The 22,724-nt window shown below is 41.4% G+C and carries 23 protein-coding genes; 10 read left to right on the forward strand and 13 right to left on the reverse strand.

Features of this window, described 5'->3' with window-relative positions:
• Positions 1–136: 136 nt before the first annotated feature.
• Together NJ959_RS07515 and NJ959_RS07520 are read right to left on the reverse strand one after the other, a co-directional pair.
• Positions 137–742, reverse strand: coding sequence for a Uma2 family endonuclease (locus NJ959_RS07515; RefSeq protein WP_254011136.1), 606 nt, complete (start codon positions 740–742; stop codon positions 137–139).
• A 216-nt stretch (positions 743–958) separates the two neighbouring features.
• Positions 959–1,405 (reverse strand): hypothetical protein, encoded by a 447-nt coding sequence (locus NJ959_RS07520; protein WP_254011137.1) that lies wholly within the window; start codon positions 1,403–1,405, stop codon positions 959–961.
• 100 nt (positions 1,406–1,505) lie between these two features.
• On the opposite strand from NJ959_RS07520, the gene pyrE reads away from it, so the two are divergent.
• Entirely contained in the window at positions 1,506–2,096 is a 591-nt protein-coding gene (pyrE, locus tag NJ959_RS07525) for an orotate phosphoribosyltransferase (RefSeq protein ID WP_254011157.1), read from the forward strand.
• 165 nt (positions 2,097–2,261) lie between these two features.
• Here the strand turns inward: pyrE and xseB are convergent, their stop codons facing one another.
• On the reverse strand, positions 2,262–2,504 hold the full coding sequence (gene xseB, locus NJ959_RS07530; protein WP_254011138.1) for an exodeoxyribonuclease VII small subunit: 243 nt from the start codon (positions 2,502–2,504) through the stop codon (positions 2,262–2,264).
• A gap of 170 nt (positions 2,505–2,674) precedes the next feature.
• On the opposite strand from xseB, the gene NJ959_RS07535 reads away from it, so the two are divergent.
• The gene (locus NJ959_RS07535) at positions 2,675–3,982 is read left to right on the forward strand and encodes a glycoside hydrolase family 3 N-terminal domain-containing protein (protein ID WP_254011139.1); all 1,308 of its coding nucleotides are present in this window, start codon (positions 2,675–2,677) and stop codon (positions 3,980–3,982) included.
• On the opposite strand, the gene NJ959_RS07540 is transcribed toward NJ959_RS07535, so the two are convergent.
• The 8 genes from NJ959_RS07540 to NJ959_RS07575 all read right to left on the reverse strand — a co-directional run bounded on the left by NJ959_RS07540 (position 3,979) and on the right by NJ959_RS07575 (position 11,571).
• Positions 3,979–4,755 carry a sulfite exporter TauE/SafE family protein gene (locus tag NJ959_RS07540; RefSeq protein ID WP_254011140.1) on the reverse strand — a complete coding sequence of 259 codons (777 nt, stop codon included), beginning with the start codon at positions 4,753–4,755 and terminating at the stop codon, positions 3,979–3,981. The genes NJ959_RS07535 and NJ959_RS07540 overlap by 4 nt on opposite strands.
• Before the next feature lie 60 nt (positions 4,756–4,815).
• Positions 4,816–5,136 (reverse strand): hypothetical protein, encoded by a 321-nt coding sequence (locus NJ959_RS07545; RefSeq protein ID WP_254011141.1) that lies wholly within the window; start codon positions 5,134–5,136, stop codon positions 4,816–4,818.
• Between the two features lie 143 nt (positions 5,137–5,279).
• Positions 5,280–5,957 carry a phosphoribosyltransferase gene (locus NJ959_RS07550; RefSeq protein WP_254011142.1) on the reverse strand — a complete coding sequence of 226 codons (678 nt, stop codon included), beginning with the start codon at positions 5,955–5,957 and terminating at the stop codon, positions 5,280–5,282.
• A 111-nt stretch (positions 5,958–6,068) separates the two neighbouring features.
• Positions 6,069–6,392, reverse strand: coding sequence for a hypothetical protein (locus NJ959_RS07555; protein ID WP_254011143.1), 324 nt, complete (start codon positions 6,390–6,392; stop codon positions 6,069–6,071).
• A 47-nt stretch (positions 6,393–6,439) separates the two neighbouring features.
• Positions 6,440–7,840 carry a nickel/cobalt transporter gene (locus tag NJ959_RS07560; protein WP_254011144.1) on the reverse strand — a complete coding sequence of 467 codons (1,401 nt, stop codon included), beginning with the start codon at positions 7,838–7,840 and terminating at the stop codon, positions 6,440–6,442.
• Positions 7,841–7,849: 9 nt separating this feature from the next.
• A complete protein-coding gene (locus tag NJ959_RS07565; protein ID WP_254011145.1) occupies positions 7,850–9,214 on the reverse strand; it encodes a tetratricopeptide repeat protein in 1,365 nt (454 codons plus the stop codon).
• A gap of 245 nt (positions 9,215–9,459) precedes the next feature.
• Positions 9,460–10,776, reverse strand: coding sequence for a DUF4331 domain-containing protein (locus NJ959_RS07570; protein WP_254011146.1), 1,317 nt, complete (start codon positions 10,774–10,776; stop codon positions 9,460–9,462).
• A gap of 93 nt (positions 10,777–10,869) precedes the next feature.
• A complete protein-coding gene (locus NJ959_RS07575) occupies positions 10,870–11,571 on the reverse strand; it encodes a PEP-CTERM sorting domain-containing protein (protein WP_254011147.1) in 702 nt (233 codons plus the stop codon).
• 308 nt (positions 11,572–11,879) lie between these two features.
• Here NJ959_RS07575 and NJ959_RS07580 point away from each other — a divergent pair, with 308 nt between their 5' ends.
• Complete coding sequence (locus NJ959_RS07580) at positions 11,880–12,572, forward strand: uracil-DNA glycosylase (protein ID WP_254011148.1); 693 nt, start codon at positions 11,880–11,882, stop codon at positions 12,570–12,572.
• Between the two features lie 203 nt (positions 12,573–12,775).
• Here NJ959_RS07580 and NJ959_RS07585 read toward each other — a convergent pair whose 3' ends face one another.
• Positions 12,776–13,576, reverse strand: coding sequence for a Uma2 family endonuclease (locus NJ959_RS07585; RefSeq protein ID WP_254011149.1), 801 nt, complete (start codon positions 13,574–13,576; stop codon positions 12,776–12,778).
• Positions 13,577–13,689: 113 nt separating this feature from the next.
• Between NJ959_RS07585 and NJ959_RS07590 the strand changes: the two genes are divergently transcribed.
• The 5 genes from NJ959_RS07590 (at position 13,690) to NJ959_RS07610 (ending at position 19,477) form a co-directional block, all read left to right on the forward strand.
• Complete coding sequence (locus tag NJ959_RS07590) at positions 13,690–13,875, forward strand: hypothetical protein (RefSeq protein WP_254011150.1); 186 nt, start codon at positions 13,690–13,692, stop codon at positions 13,873–13,875.
• A 193-nt stretch (positions 13,876–14,068) separates the two neighbouring features.
• Positions 14,069–14,995, forward strand: coding sequence for an esterase/lipase family protein (locus tag NJ959_RS07595; RefSeq protein ID WP_254011151.1), 927 nt, complete (start codon positions 14,069–14,071; stop codon positions 14,993–14,995).
• An 87-nt stretch (positions 14,996–15,082) separates the two neighbouring features.
• Positions 15,083–17,428, forward strand: coding sequence for an nSTAND3 domain-containing NTPase (locus tag NJ959_RS07600; protein WP_254011152.1), 2,346 nt, complete (start codon positions 15,083–15,085; stop codon positions 17,426–17,428).
• 16 nt (positions 17,429–17,444) lie between these two features.
• The gene (locus NJ959_RS07605) at positions 17,445–18,509 is read left to right on the forward strand and encodes a hypothetical protein (RefSeq protein ID WP_254011153.1); all 1,065 of its coding nucleotides are present in this window, start codon (positions 17,445–17,447) and stop codon (positions 18,507–18,509) included.
• A gap of 272 nt (positions 18,510–18,781) precedes the next feature.
• Complete coding sequence (locus NJ959_RS07610; protein ID WP_254011154.1) at positions 18,782–19,477, forward strand: hypothetical protein; 696 nt, start codon at positions 18,782–18,784, stop codon at positions 19,475–19,477.
• A 281-nt stretch (positions 19,478–19,758) separates the two neighbouring features.
• Here NJ959_RS07610 and NJ959_RS07615 read toward each other — a convergent pair whose 3' ends face one another.
• The gene (locus NJ959_RS07615; RefSeq protein ID WP_254011155.1) at positions 19,759–21,468 is read right to left on the reverse strand and encodes a mechanosensitive ion channel; all 1,710 of its coding nucleotides are present in this window, start codon (positions 21,466–21,468) and stop codon (positions 19,759–19,761) included.
• Positions 21,469–21,754: 286 nt separating this feature from the next.
• On the opposite strand from NJ959_RS07615, the gene NJ959_RS07620 reads away from it, so the two are divergent.
• Together NJ959_RS07620 and NJ959_RS07625 are read left to right on the forward strand one after the other, a co-directional pair.
• The gene (locus NJ959_RS07620) at positions 21,755–22,213 is read left to right on the forward strand and encodes an SRPBCC family protein (RefSeq protein ID WP_254011156.1); all 459 of its coding nucleotides are present in this window, start codon (positions 21,755–21,757) and stop codon (positions 22,211–22,213) included.
• A 5-nt stretch (positions 22,214–22,218) separates the two neighbouring features.
• The gene (locus tag NJ959_RS07625) at positions 22,219–22,587 is read left to right on the forward strand and encodes a zinc-binding dehydrogenase (RefSeq protein WP_256528906.1); all 369 of its coding nucleotides are present in this window, start codon (positions 22,219–22,221) and stop codon (positions 22,585–22,587) included.
• Positions 22,588–22,724 lie beyond the last annotated feature (137 nt).

A 22,724-nucleotide genomic window follows, 5' to 3' on the forward strand; every position in this document is an offset into this window, starting at 1 on the left:
TGCGGTCGATGATGTTCTACGCCTTGCGTCCTAACCGCCTTGGCGGTTGCTATATATTGCCAAAAAGGTTTTTTTAGCTCAAATCATTCCCCATTCCCTATTCCCCATCTTTACCATCAACTTTGCGTCATTCCTGTCAAGAAATGGGAGGAAGGATAGAGGTAAGGGAGAGAACAAGACTGGGAAATGCTAGAGGTGCTGCCTGATTCGGTTCCGTGAGGATGAGATGGCTGGTATAGCCCGTCGGGGTGGGATTCCGAAAAATATGGAGTTGGCGGTTTTTGACATCGATTACCCAATAGTCAGTAATGCCTGCTTGGGCATAGATTTTGTCTTTCGTTTCGCAGTCATGTTTCAGCGTCGAGTCTGCTACTTCCACGACGAGATAGATATCACTGGGGCGGGGATGTCTTTCGGCGTAATCTAATACCGTTCCTCTAACTATTGCTAAATCGGGTTCCGGTTCCGAAAAATCATCCAGTTGAATGGGATCTTGAGTCCGAATTAAGGGGGTGCTGCCCAGTTTATCGCGCAGCGCATTTGCTAGGAGGTACAGCGAGGTAACATGGGGAGTTCCTTTGGCAGCCATTAGGGTAATTTGTCCGGCAATTAGTTCTGTTCTTTCGTTAGGATGGAGAATTCCCAACTCGCTCAGGCGGTGGTAGTCTTGCACCCTCCAGCGCTTGAGTAAAGTTGGTTCCTGAGTTAAGGTTAGGTTGGGGATGGTGTTTGGGAGAGTCATAGTTATCCAAGATTGAAAGCGGGAACAAACATCAACTTAAGATCTACCTTCTTTGCGCACCTTTGCGCGAACCTTTGCGTTAAAAAAGATTCTGTCCCCTCAACCAATCCTCTTGTCTTTCAAAAGCAAACTCCATCTTAAAAACCGGGAATACTAACCAAAAATCAATTTCAGGCAAATTTTAGGTATATTCCCGATTTTGACAGAGAAAATAGCTCAACGAGGGGGAATATTTTGAAAGAAAAACTCACTGCCCTCAATCCGACTACCTAAAGGACGACTTTGAGGTGACATGCGAATGGAGCTATTAAACGGATTAGGTAAATCCGGTGTCCGAATCAGAGGATCGCTGGAAACCTGCTGATCTAGGACATCATTATAAATCATGTTGATGGTTTTGGCATCCCGTTCAAGTTCCAAATCTGGGAACCCCGCTTTGCCAACCATACCGAAGCCAAACATGTAATTAGCTTGGCGAAACAGGCTACGGTTGTGATAAAAGTCTCCAGAATCATTGAAAAAGGCTCGTACAAACGTATTTGGAATAGTTTGGACACGGATTGGCTGAAAGTCTGATTCGTCTTTATCTGCCATGGCGGGAGTCGCCAATATGGGAATAGCAGCAGCGACAACTGCCAAACCGAAAATCTTCGTTAATTGCATTTCGATCATCCTCACCCTCAATTTTTCTCAATCATAATCTACAATGCACGATAGCTTATTGATATTATGCGATCGCTCATTGTTGCAAGTCTCTACCCAAATGATTGACAAACCTGAACACTCAGCCTCTGATTTAACGTCTGTGCGCCACTTCTTGCTGGATTTATTGTGCCAACTGGCTTACAAAGAAGGGGATTTTGTCCTCTCCTCTGGACAGAAAAGTTCTTACTATATCAATGGGAAACTGGTAACACTCCATCCCCAAGGGGCATTAGCGATTGGAAGGTTACTCTTCTCTATGCTACCCACTAATACAGAGGCGGTAGCGGGCTTGACATTGGGAGCTGATCCAATTGTAACCGCAGTTAGTGTAGTTTCTGCCTTGGAAAATCGACCGATTCCAGCTCTAATTATTCGCAAAGAGGCAAAGGGGCATGGGACAATGGCATATATTGAAGGACCGACTCTCTCTGAGGGAGCAAAGGTGGTTGTGTTGGAAGATGTGGTTACCACTGGGCAATCTGCGATGAAAGCGGTGAATCGTCTCAAAGCTGCGGGGTATCAAGTGGAGTCGGTTTTGGCACTAGTTGATAGACAGCAAGGTGGTGCTGAATTGTACGCATCAGAAGGTTTGCAATTTCAGCCATTGTTTACTATTGCTGATTTGCAAGCCTATGTTAAAAGGGAATAGGGAATAGGGAGTGGGGAGTGGGGAGTGGGGAAGAGAGTTTTGAGTTTTGAGTTTTGAGTTTTCAATTAAAACTCAAAACTGAGAAGTATTCCGGAGAGTGGATAGTGGGGGGGGCAGGGGGAAACGATTTTTTTATTTAATCTTTCATAATTCATCCTTCATAATTCATACTTCATCCTTGTCAAGAGTTTCAATCAGCAAATCCATTTGCTCCTGTCGCTGAGTGAGAAATGCTTCACATTGACGGAGGTACTCGACAGCAGTGGAAAATTGTTCAAAAACTTCTGCTAATTCTAGTTCCCCACTTTCTATTTGCTTGACAATTCTTTCAACTTGAGCAACGGTTGCTTCATACTTCCAGGAGTCGGGGAGGTTGATTTCAGCTAGATTTGGCTCGGAGCGAGTCATAGATTTAATCATGATGGAGGAAAGATTAGTGATATCCAGATGTCTCAATTAATATAATAATAGATTAGCATGTTACCCGGATTGGGCTGCAGCCCAATTCTGGGCGATTGAATCAAGAAACTAGCGTTAGCTATGGGATAGCCTAGCTCATCCCATCTCATCAATCTAAAATGAAAATATTGAAAATCTGTTTAGCCATCGTCGTTTTAGTCCTAGCATTTTACTTTAGGACTCCTTTATTAGCAAGTTTAAGACCTTTTGTCTTTTGGGGTATTATTGTATTTAGTTTGGGGTTGATCGCCGTTGAGATTCCAGTACTCAAAGATAATTCTATTACCAGACAATCCCTAATTAGTTTTTTGATATTAACAGTCACTGCTTTTAGTATGTCTGCTACTGTGGCTCGTGAAGTTAAGTTCAATTCAACTAAGAATGCAGTATTAAGCCAAGAAGCTAAGAAACTAGAACACCTCGGACAGCATTTTATTATTGGCTATAGAGATTTTGATGAAATTAAAACTCTAGTCTCTAAAAGAGCAATAGGTGGAATATTTATCACTGCCAGAAATATCAAGCATAAAACCAAAGAAGATATTAAAAAAGAAATTAAATCCTTACAAGCAATTCGTGCCAGTCAGGGGTTATTGCCGTTATGGATAGCCACGGATCAAGAAGGGGGAATTGTCTCTCGATTATCTCCTCCCCTGACTCAATTACCTCCCTTATCAACATTTGTGGAAGGGAAGGGAAAAATAGAGGTAAATAAAAAGGTAGTGGTTGAGTATGCCAGGATTCATGGACAGGAATTGTCTGAGCTTGGCGTGAATCTAAATTTTGCGCCAGTGGTGGACTTAAATAAAGGAGTTATCAATCCGAAGGATAAGTATTCCAAGATTTATCAACGGGCAATATCGGCTGATAAAAATGTAGTGGCTAAGGTGGGTTTGTGGTATTGTCAAACCTTGGAAATCTATCGGGTTAATTGTACTATCAAACATTTTCCTGGATTGGGAGGAGTTTATGCCGATACTCATCTTCAACATGCTGATTTGAATACTTCGGTGCAGGATTTAACTCGTGAAGATTGGGTGCCATTTCGGGAAGTTATGAGTAATTCAGGTGGATTTACTATGTTGGGACATGTTAAATTGACAGGAGTAGATAGGGATACTCCTGTCTCGTTTTCCAAACAGGTGGTGACGGGGATTATTAGGAATAGTTGGCAGTATGATGGTATTTTAATTACTGATGATTTTAGTATGGAGCCTGTCTATGGGAGTGGTGATGGGTTGGAAGGTGCTACTGTGAAGGCAATGAATGCTGGGGTTGATTTAATTTTGATTGCTTACGACACAGATTTATATTACTCAGCGATGAATGCTTTGCTAAATGCAGAAGTAGGAGGTAAATTAGATCGTGAAATGCTATCGAAAAGTCAGAAAAGATTAGATTCTGGTTTACAGGGGCTTAGGGGCTAATAATTGTAACTTTGCCAAGATTTCCAGGCAATATAAATTGCCAATATCCCTAGCAGGGTGCGAAATGCTAGGCTAATAACTTTATCTGATAACTTAGGTAATATACGAGTGCTAATCTGCGCTCCCATTAAGCCACCGATACCCAGAATTACACCATCAATAAATAAGATATTACCATTAATAGCCTGACCAATACAAGCAGAAATAGCGGTAATTACAACAACGCCTAAACTGGTTTGAATGGCGACTTTAATTGGCTCTTCTAGTAGCAACATTTGCAGGGGAACCATAATTACACCGCCACCAACACCAAATAATCCTGCTAAGATTCCGGCGGCACTTCCTGTCCATAGTCTTGCAAAAGTTGAGTTGAGGTTTAGATTTTTTTCTCTCAATTTATTAGTAATCAGCCGTTGGCGTAAATCTAGCAAATAAATATTGGAAATTAACAATAACCCAAAGAGTATTAATAGAATATAGTCGGGGATTTTGTCGGATAAAAATACCCCAAGTTGAGCTGTAATTACTGCTGGGGAACCAAGGGCAATGACGCGGTTAAAATCAAAGTTCCCCATGCGCCAATTCTGGATGCTACCAGAAATAGAAGTAATTAAAATAGCAAGGCTACTGGTAGCAACTGCTTGGATTGGTTGATAACCCATTGCTACTAAAAAAGGCACTAACACCGTGCCACCGCCAATGCCTAAAAATCCTGCTAGCACCCCAGAAAATAGTCCGGCAACGGAGAGAATCAACCAATGAAGGTAAATCATTAATAAGTTTATTTGTTGGATATTGCCTATTTTACTAACAAAGTTCAGTAGTGCAGAAATTCAGGATCGAATTGTTATTGGCAATGCGTAATCTGCCACATTAACAAAAGCATATAAGCTGTAAAATAGCAACCCAGAAATAGCAACCACAATCCAGACACGGGGATGGGGGGAAGGCATCAGGGTTTCTCGTACCCACATTGAGGCGGCTGCGCCGATCGCAAAACTCGAACTCAGTGCGAGGTATTGCCAATCTGGTTGACGTATCCAGCTCAAAAATAAAAACAATGTCAATAATACCATCACACACTCGATGGACTCGGGTGGATTGTGCTGGGTGGAAAACATGAGAGTGCGCCACCAAAATTGCCAATGTCTCATTTATTGATTCCTTACCTTAGCTCTATTTGTTAGCATAGAGTAGCACTCCTAATTTTACTAGCCTTTTCATAGCTACTAGTAGTAGATCAAAACTCTAAGCGGAAAATATATCTTCACTACTATCTATTAATTAAATAGGAATGCTATTCTCGATCGGATAGATGATTATGTTCCTGCAAAGAAATTAAAGCCTCTTGGGTTGTAATTTGGGGAAATTTATTGTAGAATCGACTAACGCTGAGAAAAATATCGGGAGTCTGCAAAATCACTAACCGATCGCACCAACTTTCCATCCACTCGATTAACCCCTCTGGAGCAACTGGCGCACAAATCCAAATCTGTGCTGGATGATGGGTTTTCAATGCTTGGGCTGCTGCTGCTATCGTCATGCCAGTGGCAATTCCATCATCGACTAGGAGTGCGAGTTTTCCTTGGGGATTTATTTTCGGACAACCAATAGCAAATTCTAGCTCCTGGGCATTAGCTTTTTCTCTAGCCCGCTCTAGTGCTGTTTGTCGCCAAGCTAAATTTGCACCTCCCGATAGCTTTTGGTTGGACCAAAGCACATTTCCCTCTGATGTTACAGCACCAAGTGCCAATTCTGGGTTTTGGATGGTGGTAATTTTTTTAGCAACAATTATATTTAAAGGACAACCCAAGTGATGGGCTATCGGTGCTGCAACGGGAATACCACCGCGTGGGAGTGCATAGACAATTCGCGGCAGAAGACTGATTTCCTCCTCGGCGGTGAGGGTAAGGAGTCGTTGAGCGAGTTGCTCACCCGCATCGGCGCGATCGCAAAACAGCGGAGTAGATAACATAAGTTTACGACTCTTTTTTGCTAAAAAATGACTAACCCTGACATAAGTTGAGTCATTTCTTACGGTCTGCTAGTCTCTAGCAGTATATCACCTTCTGGAAATCTGGCTCGGCTAAGTCTTATCCCGAGCATTGGCTACCGGAGATGAGGATGGGCAGCGGTTTCCATCTGCGTCAACTAAAAAGCATTTAGCACCATTAACGCTATTTTCTGAATTATTATTTTCATTTCTTGTTGTTTTCTGACATAAACTCTCCAAATTAACTATTTCACCATTTTCAGTTTCCATATAGCAAACTAAATTGTTAGTTTCTGATTGAGAATTAATTGCCAATTGGGGTTTGTTTACTGGAATTGGGTTGCTTAAACTAATTCCAGGCACGAATAGAATTACTAGAGTAGATTTTGCTGCAATTAAGCGAAATAAGTTGTTCATAGTACCTCACAATTCATCTCAATGCTGAAGGTTTAAACTTGAAGTATTCAGTTGACTAAACCAATTTGCATTAGTGCTTGAGTTGTTATCCCTAAACCGAGTAAAGAAACACATAAAGCACTGACAGCAGGTAAAACTTTAACAAAGCGAAGTTGGGTAGGGAATTTTTGGAACAATTGTTTGGCATAAACCAGTAATAAGCCAATAAGTGTTAGTACTACTGCTAATCCTAAACTAAATGACAATACTAGTACTAATCCTAAACCAATATGACCTAATGCGATCGCAGAAAGTAGCAGTACTAATGCTGAAGGACAAGGTAAAATTCCCCCGGATATTCCTAATGCTAGTAAGCTGCGCCAGGTGATACCATCTGCACTAGGGGGTAGGTGGGAATGAGTGTCATGGCTATGTTCATCTTCATGATGATGGTGATGAGAATCTTCGTGATGATGGTGATGAGAATCTTCGTGATGATGATGATGGGAATCTTCGTGATGGTGAGGATGGGAATCTTCGTGATGGTGATGATGATTTTCCTGATTTACCCAGGGTAATTTACGGAAAAGCTGAAAATTACCGAGGCGGTTAATCAAGAGATTTAGTCCAATGCCAACTACCATTAAACCAGAAAGGAGACTTAGCCAAGGATATAACTCTTCGGCTAGGATATATTGAGAAGCAAAAAGGGTAACTAATCCCAGGGCAAATACGCCAATTGTATGGGTAATTGTGGTAGTTAAGCCTAAAAATATGGCATGTTGGGGAGTAGCGCGGGAACCTACCAAATAAGCACCAACTATAGTTTTACCATGACCGGGTGACATCGCGTGGGTTCCGCCCCAGATGAAAGCACCTGTAATGCCAATTAAAAAACTTCCTGCCAACCAATTAGCTACACCTGGTAGTAAAGAAAGATCTCGATTTTCTGGACTAAATATATGGTTTTGTGTTTGTCCAGAATATAAAATTGTCGCTAAACAACGAGCAGTTTGTACTCCCGGCAAGAACAAATCGTAGTGAATTTTTAATCCTTTTACAGGATTAGACCAGGTATAGTCCAAAAGTATGGTACTGTGGGTATTGACAGACGTTGACAAATTTGAGGGTAAGGCTGATGTATCTGAGAGTGTCAGGGTAAGGCTACCAGGATTTTTTTTGTCATCAGTGAGACGAATGCGATCGCGAAAAAAGTTTTCTAATTCTATTTGATGTTGACTAAACTCATCAGCAGCAAGTTGCTTATCCTTATTTTCATCAGCAAAAGCTACTAATCCCGTCGGAAAAGTAAGAGTAATTTTGCTATCTTTCTCGCCAACGATAATTTCCGCCACTGACAAATCAGCCCAATGGGCGTGACTGGGTATGGTAATCAATAGGGAGAGTAGCAGAGAGCCTAGGAAGGAAAAGATACTCATTCTGCTATATCTGGACCACTTTTTGTTCATGATTTCACCTCATAGTGGGAGTGGGGAGTGGGCTAATTGAAAATAGGCTTCTGCTTGCTGTTGATTACCCAATTTAACGGCAATATTTCCGGCGCGGTAAAACATCCCAGTATCGCGGATACCCCAACGAAGTGCTTCCGTCATTACTTGTTGTGCTTCTGCCCAACGATTGGCACTTGTTAGCGCCCAAGCGAAGGTATCTAATGTTTCTGCATCGCGGCGCACTTTTACTTCCGCCTCCATTAAAGAAAGTGCTTCCGCTGTATATTTAGACTCGCCAGTTTCTAATAACAAACGGGCTAATTCTCGCCGATGTCCAAATGAATTGACATCTAAATGTTGTCGTAGTAATACTTCTGCTTTTTGCCATGCCTCCTTTGCCCCTGCGGTATCACCTTGTAAAGCTTTGACTCGATACAAACCATGGAAAGCGATATGATCGAATATATTCGGATAAGCAGGTGAAACGAAAACTTGAGAGTAATATTTCTCTGCTTCTCGATAATGTCCGAGGCGAGTTTCTAACTCAGCTAAATTCACTAAAGCCTGGGGATAGCGGGGCGAAATCTGGAGAGATTCGCGATATAATTGAGCGGCTAATTGATAATTTCCTCTTTTAAAGTAAAATCGACCAAACATAGTCCGCACCCAAGCTGAACTTCCTGATTCTCCGGGTTCTTCTGTCCCTAATGCCTGTTGGAAATCTTCTATTGTCGCTTCATCTTTTCCTTGAGCTTGATTTACCAAAGCACGTAAACTTAAAGAACCAATAGTGGGAATTTGCTTAACCAATTGCTCCGCTGCTTTGGCGGCTAAATCCACCTTCCCGATAGCTAAATTAGACGTAACTAAAAGTGAAAGTGCATCTTCATTGTTTGGTTTCTCCTTTAGTACCTTTTCCGCCAAACTAATCGAATTAGTAAAATCATGTTTCGCTTCCGCTACTCTCGCCAGTGCCAAAATAGCGCTATGATTATGAAAAGGCAAATTAGTTAGGGATACCTTGGCTGTTTGTTCTGCTAATAAATACCAATTTACATCTCCAGTAGCACGAGCCATTTTCAGATAAACTTTCGCCAATGCAGCCCTATCCAATCCATCATTAGGATGATAACTAATCCGCTCTTGATAGAACTTAATTTCCCGATTTAAAGTCTGAGTTACACTACCCGACGAGACTTTTTCAAAACGATAGCGATAGGCAGAATTAACGCCATTATTTTCATTGTACAATCGCCAAACACTAGGCAAAGTAACCGAGATACCAATAACAGATATTGCTATTGATAATAATAGTAAAAAACTTTTCCTACTGTTTTGGGGAGTAGGGAGTGTCACAGCGGATGCCGTATCAGGGGGTGGAGAATCAATCATGGCTAATAGCTAATGGTTAATCGCTAATCGCTAATCGCTAATTATTAATGACAAACAACCAATAACAAAAAACAAACAACAAAAAACCAATAACCAACAACCAACACAGGACTTACGCAGCGACGCTATTCATAGTGTGGATGGTGCGTTAGCAAAGCATAACGCACCCTACAGATAGATGCTTTGCGTAAGTCCTACAACAACAAAAAACGAATAACCAACAACCAACAACCAACGACAAAAAACTAATTAGGTAAAGCCAAATAAGGGAAAGAAGAAACTAAAGGTTTATGCCCTTGAGAAGGATTCCCAGGCGTACCTTCATAAGACACATTATCGCTCAATGGTTGACCAGCCACGACACTTAAAGTAACATCAATCGCATCATCTTTTAGCAAGCGCCCCGTAATCGGACTACCCTGAGCATTAACCGCATCAGGAGTAGCGCGATATCCACTAACTTTTGTCGTATCAATCCGCATCACATCTGGTAAAAAAGCACCCAATAAAGCATTCGCCCGACTATCGCTATTACCAAACTTAACTAGCGTATTTTTCGCTTCAGCCACAATCGGCCCCGCAATATTTGCCGCTGGTTGTTGCCCTGCCAAAGCCGCCGCTTCAAAATCTGGGCCAACACTATTTAAAGCATTAAGTAAATCATTAGTAACAACTAACCCTTCATTAATTGCGGGACGTGCTAATCGTTCAACTTGATTAAATTTACCATTAGCACCTGGTACAGAAATAGTTTCCCAAACATCAAATATTTTAGCAGAAGTCGCCCCTTGTAATAATTTACTTGGCACGCGGACAACAATAGTATTGACGTTGTAACCTTTAGCAAAATCAACCGCTTGGTTAACTGGACGAAAACCCACTTGTGGTCCAATTCCCAGTGCGCCAGCGCGGACTCTAAAATATTGTTCCACATCAAAGAAAAAGGGATCTTCTCGCAATCCAGCAAACACTGCTAGCTGAGATTCTCCTAAAGATATTTGGTTAATTTTTGGGGAACTATTGGGGTTAGCACCGAGGGGAGTTGTTTTGCCTGTAGCAGCAATTGTGTTGCCATCGCGAATTGCTGTTACTTTGATTTCTTGTTCCTTATTACTATTAGGAGAACCAAATTCAAAGCGGAGAGTGACATCAGGTTTTCCAGTGGGTGTTCCATCATTATTACTAACGCGACTTATGTTAAATTCATAACGCGCTCTGGTACTAAAGTAATATTGTTGACGGGCTACCGAGCGCGGATTTGTATTCATCACCAATATTAAATCCCCATCCTTGGCTGAGGGGTTTTGATCTTTTTCCCGAAACACGTACAAATCGGTTAAATTTAGATTCCGCCCTTTGGTATCTACTTCCCCATCATCGTGATCTGATGCTTTGATTGCAGTGCCGAAGGTGAGGGAAGCTATCGCACCTATTCCAAATATTAATAGGAATCCCAGGATAACTGGAAATACTCTGTTTTTAGGGTTCGCTTTTAATAAGGCGAGCTTTAGTATTGATGATTCCTGAGATTGTTGAGGTGATTTTGTTGTAGTTTCCGGCATTTTTGTTGCTCCCATAAATCAAATGGATTGTTCTGTTTTAGAGACAGGCAAGATGCCTGTTCTACGCTGGAATAAAATAGGTTTATGCTACTCCTAGCCTCTAGTCCTTTTTAGAGATACTGTGCCTAAAATACCAATGGCTAAGATACCTAATATTGAGGAAGGTTCGGGAATGTTTTGAGGTGTGGCTTGGACTCCGGTGAGAGAAATTGTATATTTGCCACGGGTAGTATTAGTACCTTGAAATCCAATTAGAGGCGAATCTCCACCAGCGCCAGTTGCTCCAAATATTTCAGTTGAAGGTTGTGTCGGGAAAATATCCCCACCCATACTAAATGGATTGTAACCAGAACTGGATATAGCTAAGAAGTAAAAACCAGATTCTGTTGGTGAAAAACCGCCGGAAGGTAGAGTGGGTTGTGGGGAACCAAAACTATCATCATTAGCGTAAATTCCCTTACCAAATGCGTCAAACAGAAATAACTGGGGATCGGCAATTAAATCTGTGGGGGAACCTAACAAATCGTCACTGGGAATACCAATAATTGTATCGAGATTGATAGTCGTTGCGGAAAAAGTCTGACCACCAGTGAGAAAGATTTTGAAGATATCCGCATCTCCATCAATTATCCCAGAAATTGAGGTGAGTGACTCCATACCGGAGGAAATAAATGCTGCTGTATTGAGAGTCTCACCAGCATCACTAGCCTCAGTAAAACTAATAGCTTGTGCCTGACCGCAAGACAGTGTTACCATTAGCAATGGTAGAACTGTCGTCCGCGCAATATTTTTCATCGGGGACATTTCCAGTAACCTTGTACAATTAGCGATGCGCTCTTAGTCAGCGCTTCAGCACCTTACTGCTTGTAGTAGGCGCTTGGGCACCTTACCCAACCAACAATAATTAGCCGCTCCATCGTCAATCTACAGAGGTATACGTTGATGAATCTAAATTGGATCTATCCGAGAAAAAAATTTTTGGTATAGCAAGGGACTAGGGGCTTTCTTGCTAGGGGCTAGGGGAAGATGGGAATGACATCAAGGGTTTCAGTAATTTAGAATGTCCTAACCGCCTTGGCGGTTGCTATACAAGGCTTAAAATTATGTCTGACGGAGAACAACTTAACCTGTTTAATCAGTCAGGGTGGAGTGAATTAACACAAAATCCCTCTCAGATTCAACTAATTCCCACCCATGGTAAAATTCCTATTCCTCCTGGTACTTACGACACCATGGATTCCCTAGCTACACATTGCCATAGTTGTCGGCGCTGTGAATTAGGTGCGACTCGCACTAATGCTGTAGTTGGTAGGGGAAATCTTAATGCTTCGATTATGATTATTGGGGAAGCGCCGGGTCAAAATGAAGATGAGACGGGTTTGCCTTTTGTGGGGAAGGCGGGACAATTACTAGAGAAGATTTTGGCATCTGTGAAATTGGCTAGCGATGGCGATGTCTATATCTGTAATATCGTCAAGTGCCGCCCACCGGAAAATCGAGTTCCTACTGCGGCAGAAATTACCGCTTGCAAACCTTATTTATTAGAACAAATTCGCTTAGTAGATCCGAAAATTATTTTACTTACTGGTGCTACAGCAGTCAAAGGATTGCTAGGAGATAATCGCGGTATTACTAAAATTCGGGGGACTTGGATAGAATGGGAAGGGCGTTTGTGTATGCCTATTTTACATCCTGCTTATTTATTGAGAAATCCGTCGCGGGCACAGGGGAGTCCAAAGTGGTTGATGTGGCAGGATATTCAGGCGGTGCGGGGTAAATTGGATGAGATTTTGTGAATGGGAAAATGGGAAATGGGAAGGGGAGGTGTATAGTGAGTAAGAGAGTCAGCAACCGAAACTTGATGATTATAAAACGTGAAATTTATCTTAATGCCAAGCCTAGTATTTTGCATCAATTTCTTGTCCCTCTGAGAAATCGTGCTGTGAGGGTTTAACTCAAAACTTACAACTCTTCCCCATTCCCTGATTTATGAAGTTGATTACTCAATCTCATCAGGATTAATCCCTTGAGAGCGCAAGTAAGCCGCCAATTTATCTGCCCGCAGACTTTCTTGTTCAGCTCGCAGACTTTCTTGTTCCACTCTCTGACGCTCTTCTTCCAACCTTTCTACACCCCACAAGAGCAAATTTCCCCCTTCATCCCACCACCGCAACCAATAACCAAATCGCCCTTCTTTCTCCCCTCGCCATGTGCCTAAAAATAACTCCATTTCCGCAATCCAGTGCTTTCCTTCAAAATTAGGTAATTCCAATTCATATCGTTGCTCTTGTAAGCGATAAACTTCCAACAATCCCGTCTCTCCAGAGAAGATAACATAAGTAGGAACTTTCAGGATTTGTTCGTAAAAAAACCACTTTTCTACCGGATGAATCCGTTTAACTGAATATTCTTCCCCCTCCTTATGTGATAAGAATTCCATCACAATAGCGGGAGTTTCTCCTTCTAAATTAGGTGTATAACTTTTACGGTCATTGATGCGATTAGAAACCCCATCGCATCCACTGGCTAACTCTTGTATTGAATTGACATAAAACCAATCAGGTGCTTTGATTTCCAATTCATTATTTACCGTAGCACAAATACCTAAATTGCCACCAATCAACATTTCTGGTTTGATATACCCCATCAATTCCAGAGTTTCGCGCAATGCTCCGGCAATCAAAGGTTGACCAGTATTTTGCACAGGCTCTTCTTCTAATTTAAAGTTATCAGGTAGTTTGTCCCAGGTGATGGTGGGTTTTGGTGTTAGTCTGATTAATTTTTCTTGGGCGATAACCATAACTTTACCAAGGGCTATTTTATATTTTTATTTTAATCTCAATTGCCATGGATTTTTACATGGGGTAGGAAATTTATTTTTTATGGCAACAAGTTTATTGTGACAATCTGTTAATGGGTAATTATCCCAAAACGGTGTATGTGTCATTGCCCGAATCACCTATCATCTCATTATTACCTTCTTTGGGAGTGCAGATGCGATCGCAAAACGGCGGAGTATATAACATGGTTTCCTCATTTAGTGGTGTTACCGGATTTGCTGACAGTGAGGGCGAGTGGGGTGAAGGGAAATCCGGATAGTACGTTGCAAGTTCTGACTTAAGCAATATTTATCGTATCTAGACAGAATTTCTCAGCCATTTGGCTGAACACAGTAAAACGAAGGAAGGTTATCCTTGGAGTAGGGAATAGTAATATCTTTACAGAGAGTTAAAAAGTTTGGCACTTTCAGGGTGAGTTTGCCATCAACTACCTTAAACCGGAGAATTAAGACGTGACAGACTCGAATAGCCTAATTAAAATTTCAGGTTGTGATAACTCCCAACGGATTGGGGATGTGATTTTTGTTCACGGATTGGGTGGTGATGCCATCAGTACGTGGCATCCGCAGGAGAAGCAAGATTGGGAAAATTGCTGGTTGGGTTGGTTGGGTAAAGAGGAGTTAAACCTTGGTATTTGGTCTTTTGGGTATGAGGCGGAACCTTTTGCATGGAAAGGTAAAGCGATGCCGCTGTTCGATCAAGCCAGCAATTTACTCGATTGGATGGAAAACCGTTATATTGGTGAGCGTCCATTAATATTTGTTACCCATAGTATGGGGGGACTCTTAGTCAAAGAGATGCTTCGCACTGCTCAAAATTTCAAAAAGCAAGAAATTATTGAGCAAACTAAAGGTATTGTGTTTCTGGCTACGCCACACACTGGTTCTAATTTAGCAAAATTAATCGATAAGATTGGCACTCTGACGCGAACAAATATCAACGTTGAGGAACTCAAAGCACACGCACCTGAGTTGCGTAAACTCAACGAATGGTATCGGCAAAACGTTGACGATTTGGAAATTGCGACAAAAGTCTATTATGAGACGCAACCTGTGTATGGAATTTTGGTGGTAGACCAAGATAGTGCTAATCCTGGCATTAAAGACGTACAACCTGTGGCGATTCCAGGTAACCATATTTCCATAGTTAAACCAGAATCACCAGATAGTCAGGTATATCTTGGTGTAAAAAAAATTATTATACAGCAGTGTTTGAAACCTGCTCTGCAACCACTTCAATTACCAGATCAAGTAGACCATTATCAGACTCAAAAAGTTGCAATAACTACTGATAATAGAACTGGTGGTGTTTATTTTGCGGATAAAGCTACCATCAAGGATGATGTTGTTGGTAGAGATCAGTATAAATTCGGTAAATAAGCCTGACATCAATTTCATCAGTATACCCAGCCAGCTAAATAAATCTGGTAAATTAATCTACTAATAAGTTAAAAGAGACTAGAGGAAATGAGTGATAATCCAGAAATAAAATCGCCAGATCAAGATCAGCACGATCGAGATCCAAAGCCAAGTAATGAAAAACAGAATCAGTCTCCTAAAAACGAAGAACATCATCGCCACAGTTCAAAAAATAATTTTTTCAAGAACTTTCTAGGCAAAGACATAAGTGACAACCTAGGTGGTGTAAATATTTTCAATATCACTGATAACCGTAGTGGTGGTGCTTATTTTGCCGATCAAGTAGATGTTGTAGGCGATGTAGTAGGTGTTAACCAGACAAAATGGAATACTGGTTCAACTAAACACAACTTTTTGAATTATGTAGCTGGACAAATATCAAATGAACAGATTACCAAGATTAGCAGTGTCTATATTCAACCGGATAGCTATGCACAAGCACAACGCATCTTAAAAGAGAAGCATATCCTAATCTTATGGGGAGATTCAAAATTCGGCAAACGGACTACGGCAATTCATCTGCTACTTTCAGTTTTACAGACTGAAGAGATTTTTGTAATTGACCCAAGTCTACAAGATTTCAGTTCGTTTCCATCTGAAACTAACCAGAGATACCTTGCATCTGATCGTTCTGGTAAACTCAATAGCTATACTTTAAATGGTCTGAGTCAGCAACTAAAAAAACAAGACAGTTATCTCATCATCACTGTGGATAGTCTTATGCGTCTCTCCCAAGATGATTTAAGTGAGTATATTGTCAAATTTCATCACCTACCTACGAGTGAAGCACTGCTAGAGAAACATCTAGAATGGTATTTGAAAGACCAAGTACAGCTTAATAGCAATTACGATCCAATTCAGGAAGATTCTGTACGTGAACTACTCACTCATAAACTTTTGCCTGGTGATATAGATAAATTAGCACAACTTCTGGCTAAAGTTACTATAAATGAACTTGATCTTGAGCAAGCATTAGCAAGTTTTGATGTACATGTGCAAGAAAAAGTTGAATCTTGGTTTGGAGAACATCAAAATTTAACTCAACGTGTCTTTATCATTGCTTTAGCAGTGCTTAATGGAGGTGCATATCAAAATGTTCTCAAAGCAAGTCAAGATTTGGAATCTGTCATCAACCCACCACCAGAGAAAGATAAGGAAAAAGAAGACATATCTAAGTCTGAACCATTATTTAATACACCACGAAGCCAATTAGTAAAAGCAGTTGGAGCAAAATTGGTTCAGAGTTCTGAAGAAACTGAATTTGGAAATAGCCCAGTTGAAAGAATCGAGTTTGACAATGATAAATGGCAATTTGCCGTGTTATCTTATATGTGGCAGGAGTACGATCGCTTACGAGAACCACTCCTGGAATGGTTATATAAACTAGGTTTTCATGATAATTGGGATGTGCGAGTTAGAGTAGCATATGCAGTTGGTGAATTAAGTAAATATGCTTTTAGCTTTGTTTGCGAAAAGGTTTTATTGCCTTGGGGAAAATCTGACCAGCAATATGTAAGAGCATTAGTAGCAAGATCTTTAATTTCTCCTGTGTCTGAAGGTAATCTGGCTCCCCAGGTACTGGGGTTACTGAATTACTGGAGAACTTTAGATAACCGATACTTATCTTGGACAGCTATATATGCCTATTGGGCTTACGGAAAATTTTTTCCTGATATTGCGCTGCGCAAACTATTAGAAATTGCTACATTTGAAGAGGAATCAGAGGACAACCAAAAAAGTGAAGAATTATCCTGGCTATTCTTTAATACGGCAGCCCTGGCTGTAGACACTCTTTTTTGGGCTGGGCAGTATTTTGCAGTTCTGGAAACACTTCAAGTTTGGACAGCCAACCCACAGACAAAAAACGGTTTGACACTATTTTCTAAAATATTAGGAGTAGGTGATAATGACAAGTCACAAAATAACTTTGATCCACCCAAAGATGCCGAAAACAAAAAATTAACACGTATATTTGGCTTGTTTGTTTTTGTATTTTTTATATGTGAATCAAAAACTTCTACAGACTCTTATCAAAAAGAATTGCCTACATTACTTTGGCTGATTATAGAAGAAACTAGACGTAGTAAGGAGGATACTAACACAGAGCAAGTAGCATTATATGAAGACATCATAACCTGCTTAATCCAACGGGTTTTAAATGAAAAAGATGCACGGGAAGCAATGCTGGATACTATCAAAAACTGGCTCGATCTTGTAGAGGAAAATCGTCAACTTTATCCAGTAGTTGGAATGCTAATCTTTAGATTATTTGAGCAGGGTAATCAGCGTGAGAGAGGTCGTATTCTGCACAAGCTTGAGCAATGGACATCCCTAGGAAAGTCCATTGCTGCTAGTAAGATTCTATTAAAAATCAAACAAGACCTAAATGTTTAGTACTGGAGATAAAACAATGACTGACACATATAATCCTATCCTCAGCAAAGAAGATATTAAACGTTGGGCGCTGCTTCAGAAACGTCCAACTCCAGAACCAGGAATTGCACTTGTTTTCTCTGGTGAAGGACAACCATTGATCGCTCTTATCCAAGGTCAAATGGGAATCACCAGAGGAGAAATGGTTTGGGGTAAATATAATCTCCTCTACAAAGTAGATTTGACTGAACACCCATTGAGTTTTCAGTTTAAGCTACCTTGTGCCACAGACGCTTTTGATTTCCAGGCTGAACTGAAGTTTATTTGTTCAGTGCAAGAACCAGAAAAAATCATCAGTCGTGGGATAACTGATGTTCGGCTATTTTTAGAACCGATAATGGCAGAAATTATGCGGAATATCAGCCGCAATTACCAAGTTGAAGAAAGTGCCGACGCTGAACGCGATATTAGTCTCAAAGTGAAAAGAGCTATTTATGATGAAGGGTTCCAAGTTTATCGCTTTGTACTTACCTTATCTTTAGAACAAGAAATACGCGATCGCATTCGAGAGAAAAAACGGATTGAGGATACAACAGAAATAGAAACCAATAAAATTAAAAGCCAGAAGAAAATCGAGCAAGAAGCTCAAAGTTTAGACATGCAACGCCAACTATTTGAGATGGAACGAATCAAGATGCAGGAGCAATTTGAAATTGAGCGAATCAAGTTAAAGATGGAGTTTTATACTCCCTTACTGCAAGCAGGTAACTGGCAAATGCTAGCACTACAACTAGCCCAAAACCCTCAAGATGTTGTATTCATCTCTCAAGAAATCAACAAGCAAAAACAAATTGACCGAGAGAATCAGATGAGAATGTTGAAAATGCTATTAGATGAAGATGCAATAGAAGGTTCTCAGGTTAGTGAAGTAGGTAAACGTGTACTGCAAGGGTTAATTACAATGACTGAAGAATATACACGCGCACTCGGAAGCGGGGACAGCAACAATACCGAAAGTCAAAAACCTATATTAGAAACGGAGGAACCAAAGAATAATACCTCAGATTCTGTCCGTCCTGAATTCAACTGGGACGAGGACTAATAATCCTTGTATTCGTGAGAAATTGGAAGTTGCCTTTATCAAAGAAAGGCGACTTCTGAGACTATCATTTTTACCACTAGAATACCACCATGATTTATTTGCTGCAAACAATTATTAGACCCATTTGGGAACTACTCCTAATAATACCAATGCCATGGCGGGCTACAATAGTTTTTCTCCTGTCTATCCCCGTATCATCTTGGTTGTTTTGGCGAGGATTTCCCTGGCTACTGCCTAAACTATCACGATTAGTTCTACTCTGTGCAAATTGCTTGGGACAACTGATACTGTTAGCTGAATACTTAATAACACAATACATCCGAAAAAAGCGTCCTCAAGTTCCCTTTTGGATTTACCAAGTTGGCGATATTCTCAGTGAAATAGTAAGTTTCCTTGATGGAATCACCCAAAGACTAGATAAATTATACAAGTATGTTTTAGATAAAAATAAACAATGGCTGCCCAGTAATACATGGTATGTCATTGCTGGCATCATATTACCATGTCTATGGTTTGCAAGTCCTTCTGTAGGAGAAAGTACAGCGGCTAAATTAATTGATAATGGTAAAACATGGTGGTATTCCTTTGAAGGTTGGGTGTTGACTAGTGAATGGAAACCGTCATATCTTAGTTTTCCACCAGAACAATTTGTTTGGGATTACTGTGCAGCTATTAACAAAGGCAATTTTTCCCAAGCATGGGATATGACCACTCCTGATTTTAAAAATAATAAAAAACTTATGCCACAAGGTTACAACTCATATTTAGAATGGTGGAAAGACGAGGTACAAGAAGTAAAACTTAATAAAGTAACTCTAATCTCAAAAAATAATAATTCTGCGGTAGTAGATGTTGATTGGCAATTCTTTATGAAAAAAAAACCAAACAATTCACAATCTACACTGTTTGTTCTGAGCTGGAATACTAAAAATAGTAAATGGGTACTTTATACTACAAAGAAACTCTAGAGATTGCCAAAATTTTGACTTGATAATTTGGTTGACGCGAGGGTAGATTTTCGGTTCGCATTGCTTGAGTTTGATTCTTCATTATAGCAACCGCCCGTGTTAGGACAATTGACTCTCAGCCCCTTGTTAAAATTTGGTAGCTTAGAATATCCTCACCGCTGTCGCGGTTGCTATACCTACAACAAATGCTGCATACCACTATAAAGAGTATACAGCATCATCTTTAACCAATAACTATGGAAAAATCAACCCATTCCAGCTATCCAATTTCCAGATAACTCCTACTGATTATTCGGACCATTATCCTTAAACGAAGTCAACCATTCCCGAAGTTGAACAGCAGCAATATCGCGAGCGCCTAAACCAAAAGCCAGCGCGATCGCAACTGCAATTGCGCCCAACAACAAGCCAAAGGCTAAATTCACGATATCGCTAGCAATCCCCATTTGTTGCAGCGCCATCGCCGAAACCAAAGCCACGATCGCAATTCGGGCTGCCTGTCCCAAAAACTTGGATTGGCGGGAGCCAGAGCTAGCAATCAAATTAAAAGCAAGATTCGCCAAGTACAAACCAATGGCAAATACCACTAATCCCCCTAAAATCTGACCAGATATCGCCAGAATCCCCGTCACAATCCCCGTTAAAGAAGGAATCTCCAAGATATCTGTAGCAGTGATAGTCGCGAACAACATAATCGCGATTACCACAATAATTCCCACTAGTTCCGATGGCGTGCGGGTGGGAGTACCACTCGGCTGAATGATAGTTTCTTGTCCACCAATGGGAGGTGATGAACCCGGTAAGGCATTTTCTGGAGTTAATTGAGGGAAGGAGGTTGTAGTAGTTTTCTTTCCAGGTAAACCCAACCACTGGAAAACATTGTTAAAACCAATACTAGTAAGAATATTGGTAACCAAATCGCTGACAAACTGCCCCAACACATAAGCAATCACCAGAATTAATGATGCAGTAAAGATTTTGGGGATAGCACTGAGAATTTGATCTAACATCGCGATCGCAGGATCGGAAATCGCCTTAATCTGAAGTTGATTAAGAGCCGCGATCGCAATCGGGAGCAAAATCATCACATAGACAATCGTGCCCAGAATCCAGGATAGAGACTGACTTGTCGTCGTCCCCTGAAGTCCAAACTTAGCACCCAAACGATCCGCACCTGCTGCTACCAACAGATTAGTCACAATCCGACGAACCACCTGAGCAACCAACCAACCCGTAGCCCCAATTGTCGCAGCGCCCAAAATATTCGGCAGAATCGCCAAGATATTATTGAGCAACTGCTGTACGGGTTGCAGAGTCCCCTCCAATCCCAAAGTACTTAGGATAGATGGTAAAAACAGCAAAAAGATGAACCAGTAGAGGGCACTACCCACCGTATCGCTCAGGGAAAACTGATCGGTAGTGCGACTTGGGGTACTGCCTTCAACTTGCTGATTTAACCGTTCATCCACCCGCAATATCCGCAGTGCCCTAGTTGTCACCAGTTTGACGACTGATGCTAGTACCCAAGCCACAGCGATCAGAATTGCACCACCGAGAATCTTGGGTAAGAAACCCAGGATTTGGGTGAGGAAGTTATTGAGGGGTTGAGAAACTACATCCAGTTTTAGAGTTTGGAGAACCGCCACAATGGTAAATACCATCACGAGCCAGGATACTCCAGTGGCAATCCATTCCTCGATTTTAGGAGAGGCAGCTCCGGGCTGAGGACCAACGATCCAATTTGTCAGTTTGTTATCAATCTCGGTACGCTTGAGCAATCCTTTAGTGGCTGAGGAAGCAATACTGGCAATAAACATGCCAGCTACCAGGATCAGGATTGCTCCCACCAAATTCGGGAAAATCCCACCGACATTTTGGAGAATTCCCTGAACAAAGCTAGTTACAGGATCTGCTTGAGCCAAAACTGGATGAACCCCAGAGGGTACACCTATTCCCACTGTGGGGATGATGCCTTGCCAATTTGTATTCATCTGTCTTCCTTATTACACGATTTGCAAGGTTTACGGGAAGTTAAGATAAGTGGGCATAAATAAACGCACATATCAGTGGAGTCGTGGGTAGTGCCCCAACTATACTCTAGGTATGGGCTACAGATATTTTAGGGGAGTACCCAGCCTACGTTTAATTAGACCCACCTACTAACCAGGAATCTTGTCACTATAGTGCCAGACCCCATGATTATAGGTATCCTTTGCCTAAATTCACCCTTTTTTTACAAATAAAACCCAGAAAGCCCCAATCACCGAAATCCTGCAAATGTCAAATGCCCAAGTATTGGAACAATCGATCCAAATCAATGCCAGCGCCACTGTCGTCGAGTCTTGTATTACTGACCTCTTTTTAATGCACCGCTGGCTCAACCCCGTGCTGCGTTGCGAACCCATCGGTAAGTGGAGTACGGAAATTGGCGGTCGCAGTCGGTTTATAATTTTAATCCCGATAATACAACCCACCCTCAAAAGTGAAGTGATTCAGCGGGAACCCGGTTTGATTATCTGGGGATTTGGCGGATTTTTTCAAGGACGCGATCGCTGGGAATGTCAACCGAATCAGACAGGTACGCTTCTGGTCAACCGTTTTGAGTTTGAAATTCCCAATCCAATCGTAAGTTGGGGCTTTAAGACTTTTGCGGCTAAGTGGACTCAAGAGGATATGAAAGCCCAACTTAGACGGCTCAAACGGGTTGCTGAGGAGGTTTATCAGGGGCAGATCTGAAAACGCTGTTTTCAGTTGTCACGCAGAATGGACAGCATTATGACCTGATTCTGGACGCAGCAGCCTACCGTTCAGTCTTCGACTATCTACCTAGATTGACTCCCGAGGGAACTTACGTCATGGTGGGCGGCGCAACCGCTCGATTTTTTCAGGTGATGTTTCTGGGACCTTGGATTTCCAGGATTAGCCGCCAAAAAGTGAAGTGTCTGGCTTCAAAACCCAATCAAGAGGATCTGACTATTTTGAAGGATCTCATGGAGGCTGGTAAGATTGTCCCTTTCATCGACCGATGCTACAAACTGAGCGAAGTTCCTGCTGCCATTCACTACCTCGAACAGCGGCAGGTTCGGGGAAAAGTTGCTATCAGTATTTGACATGCAATCGTTAAGAATTCCGGCTGAGGTTCATAATAAATACTCCATTGGGGCGAAGGATTACAGTTATTTGTGCGTGAGGGATGTTATGGGGAGGGATTGAGGGTGGGCGACTGGAAGTCGCTGCTACACAAACC

Origin of the sequence: Limnofasciculus baicalensis BBK-W-15, from assembly GCF_024178385.1 — a bacterium.
GTDB classification, from domain to species: domain Bacteria; phylum Cyanobacteriota; class Cyanobacteriia; order Cyanobacteriales; family Coleofasciculaceae; genus Limnofasciculus; species Limnofasciculus baicalensis.

Bases quoted from the DNA above. Each gene is read 5' to 3' on its own strand.
- NJ959_RS07550 (WP_254011142.1), bottom strand. From the start codon at position 5,957: ATGTTATCTACTCCGCTGTTTTGCGATCGCGCCGATGCGGGTGAGCAA.
- NJ959_RS07615 (WP_254011155.1), bottom strand. From the start codon at position 21,468: ATGAATACAAATTGGCAAGGCATCATCCCCACAGTGGGAATAGGTGTA.
- NJ959_RS07605 (WP_254011153.1), top strand. From the start codon at position 17,445: ATGACTGACACATATAATCCTATCCTCAGCAAAGAAGATATTAAACGT.
- NJ959_RS07520 (WP_254011137.1), bottom strand. From the start codon at position 1,405: ATGCAATTAACGAAGATTTTCGGTTTGGCAGTTGTCGCTGCTGCTATT.
- NJ959_RS07555 (WP_254011143.1), bottom strand. From the start codon at position 6,392: ATGAACAACTTATTTCGCTTAATTGCAGCAAAATCTACTCTAGTAATT.
- NJ959_RS07590 (WP_254011150.1), top strand. From the start codon at position 13,690: ATGGGTAATTATCCCAAAACGGTGTATGTGTCATTGCCCGAATCACCT.
- NJ959_RS07580 (WP_254011148.1), top strand. From the start codon at position 11,880: ATGTCTGACGGAGAACAACTTAACCTGTTTAATCAGTCAGGGTGGAGT.
- NJ959_RS07535 (WP_254011139.1), top strand. From the start codon at position 2,675: ATGAAAATATTGAAAATCTGTTTAGCCATCGTCGTTTTAGTCCTAGCA.
- NJ959_RS07545 (WP_254011141.1), bottom strand. From the start codon at position 5,136: ATGAGACATTGGCAATTTTGGTGGCGCACTCTCATGTTTTCCACCCAG.
- NJ959_RS07620 (WP_254011156.1), top strand. From the start codon at position 21,755: ATGTCAAATGCCCAAGTATTGGAACAATCGATCCAAATCAATGCCAGC.
- NJ959_RS07540 (WP_254011140.1), bottom strand. From the start codon at position 4,755: ATGATTTACCTTCATTGGTTGATTCTCTCCGTTGCCGGACTATTTTCT.
- NJ959_RS07570 (WP_254011146.1), bottom strand. From the start codon at position 10,776: ATGCCGGAAACTACAACAAAATCACCTCAACAATCTCAGGAATCATCA.
- NJ959_RS07515 (WP_254011136.1), bottom strand. From the start codon at position 742: ATGACTCTCCCAAACACCATCCCCAACCTAACCTTAACTCAGGAACCA.
- NJ959_RS07575 (WP_254011147.1), bottom strand. From the start codon at position 11,571: ATGAAAAATATTGCGCGGACGACAGTTCTACCATTGCTAATGGTAACA.
- xseB (WP_254011138.1), bottom strand. From the start codon at position 2,504: ATGACTCGCTCCGAGCCAAATCTAGCTGAAATCAACCTCCCCGACTCC.
- NJ959_RS07600 (WP_254011152.1), top strand. From the start codon at position 15,083: ATGAGTGATAATCCAGAAATAAAATCGCCAGATCAAGATCAGCACGAT.
- pyrE (WP_254011157.1), top strand. From the start codon at position 1,506: ATGATTGACAAACCTGAACACTCAGCCTCTGATTTAACGTCTGTGCGC.
- NJ959_RS07565 (WP_254011145.1), bottom strand. From the start codon at position 9,214: ATGATTGATTCTCCACCCCCTGATACGGCATCCGCTGTGACACTCCCT.
- NJ959_RS07560 (WP_254011144.1), bottom strand. From the start codon at position 7,840: ATGAACAAAAAGTGGTCCAGATATAGCAGAATGAGTATCTTTTCCTTC.
- NJ959_RS07585 (WP_254011149.1), bottom strand. From the start codon at position 13,576: ATGGTTATCGCCCAAGAAAAATTAATCAGACTAACACCAAAACCCACC.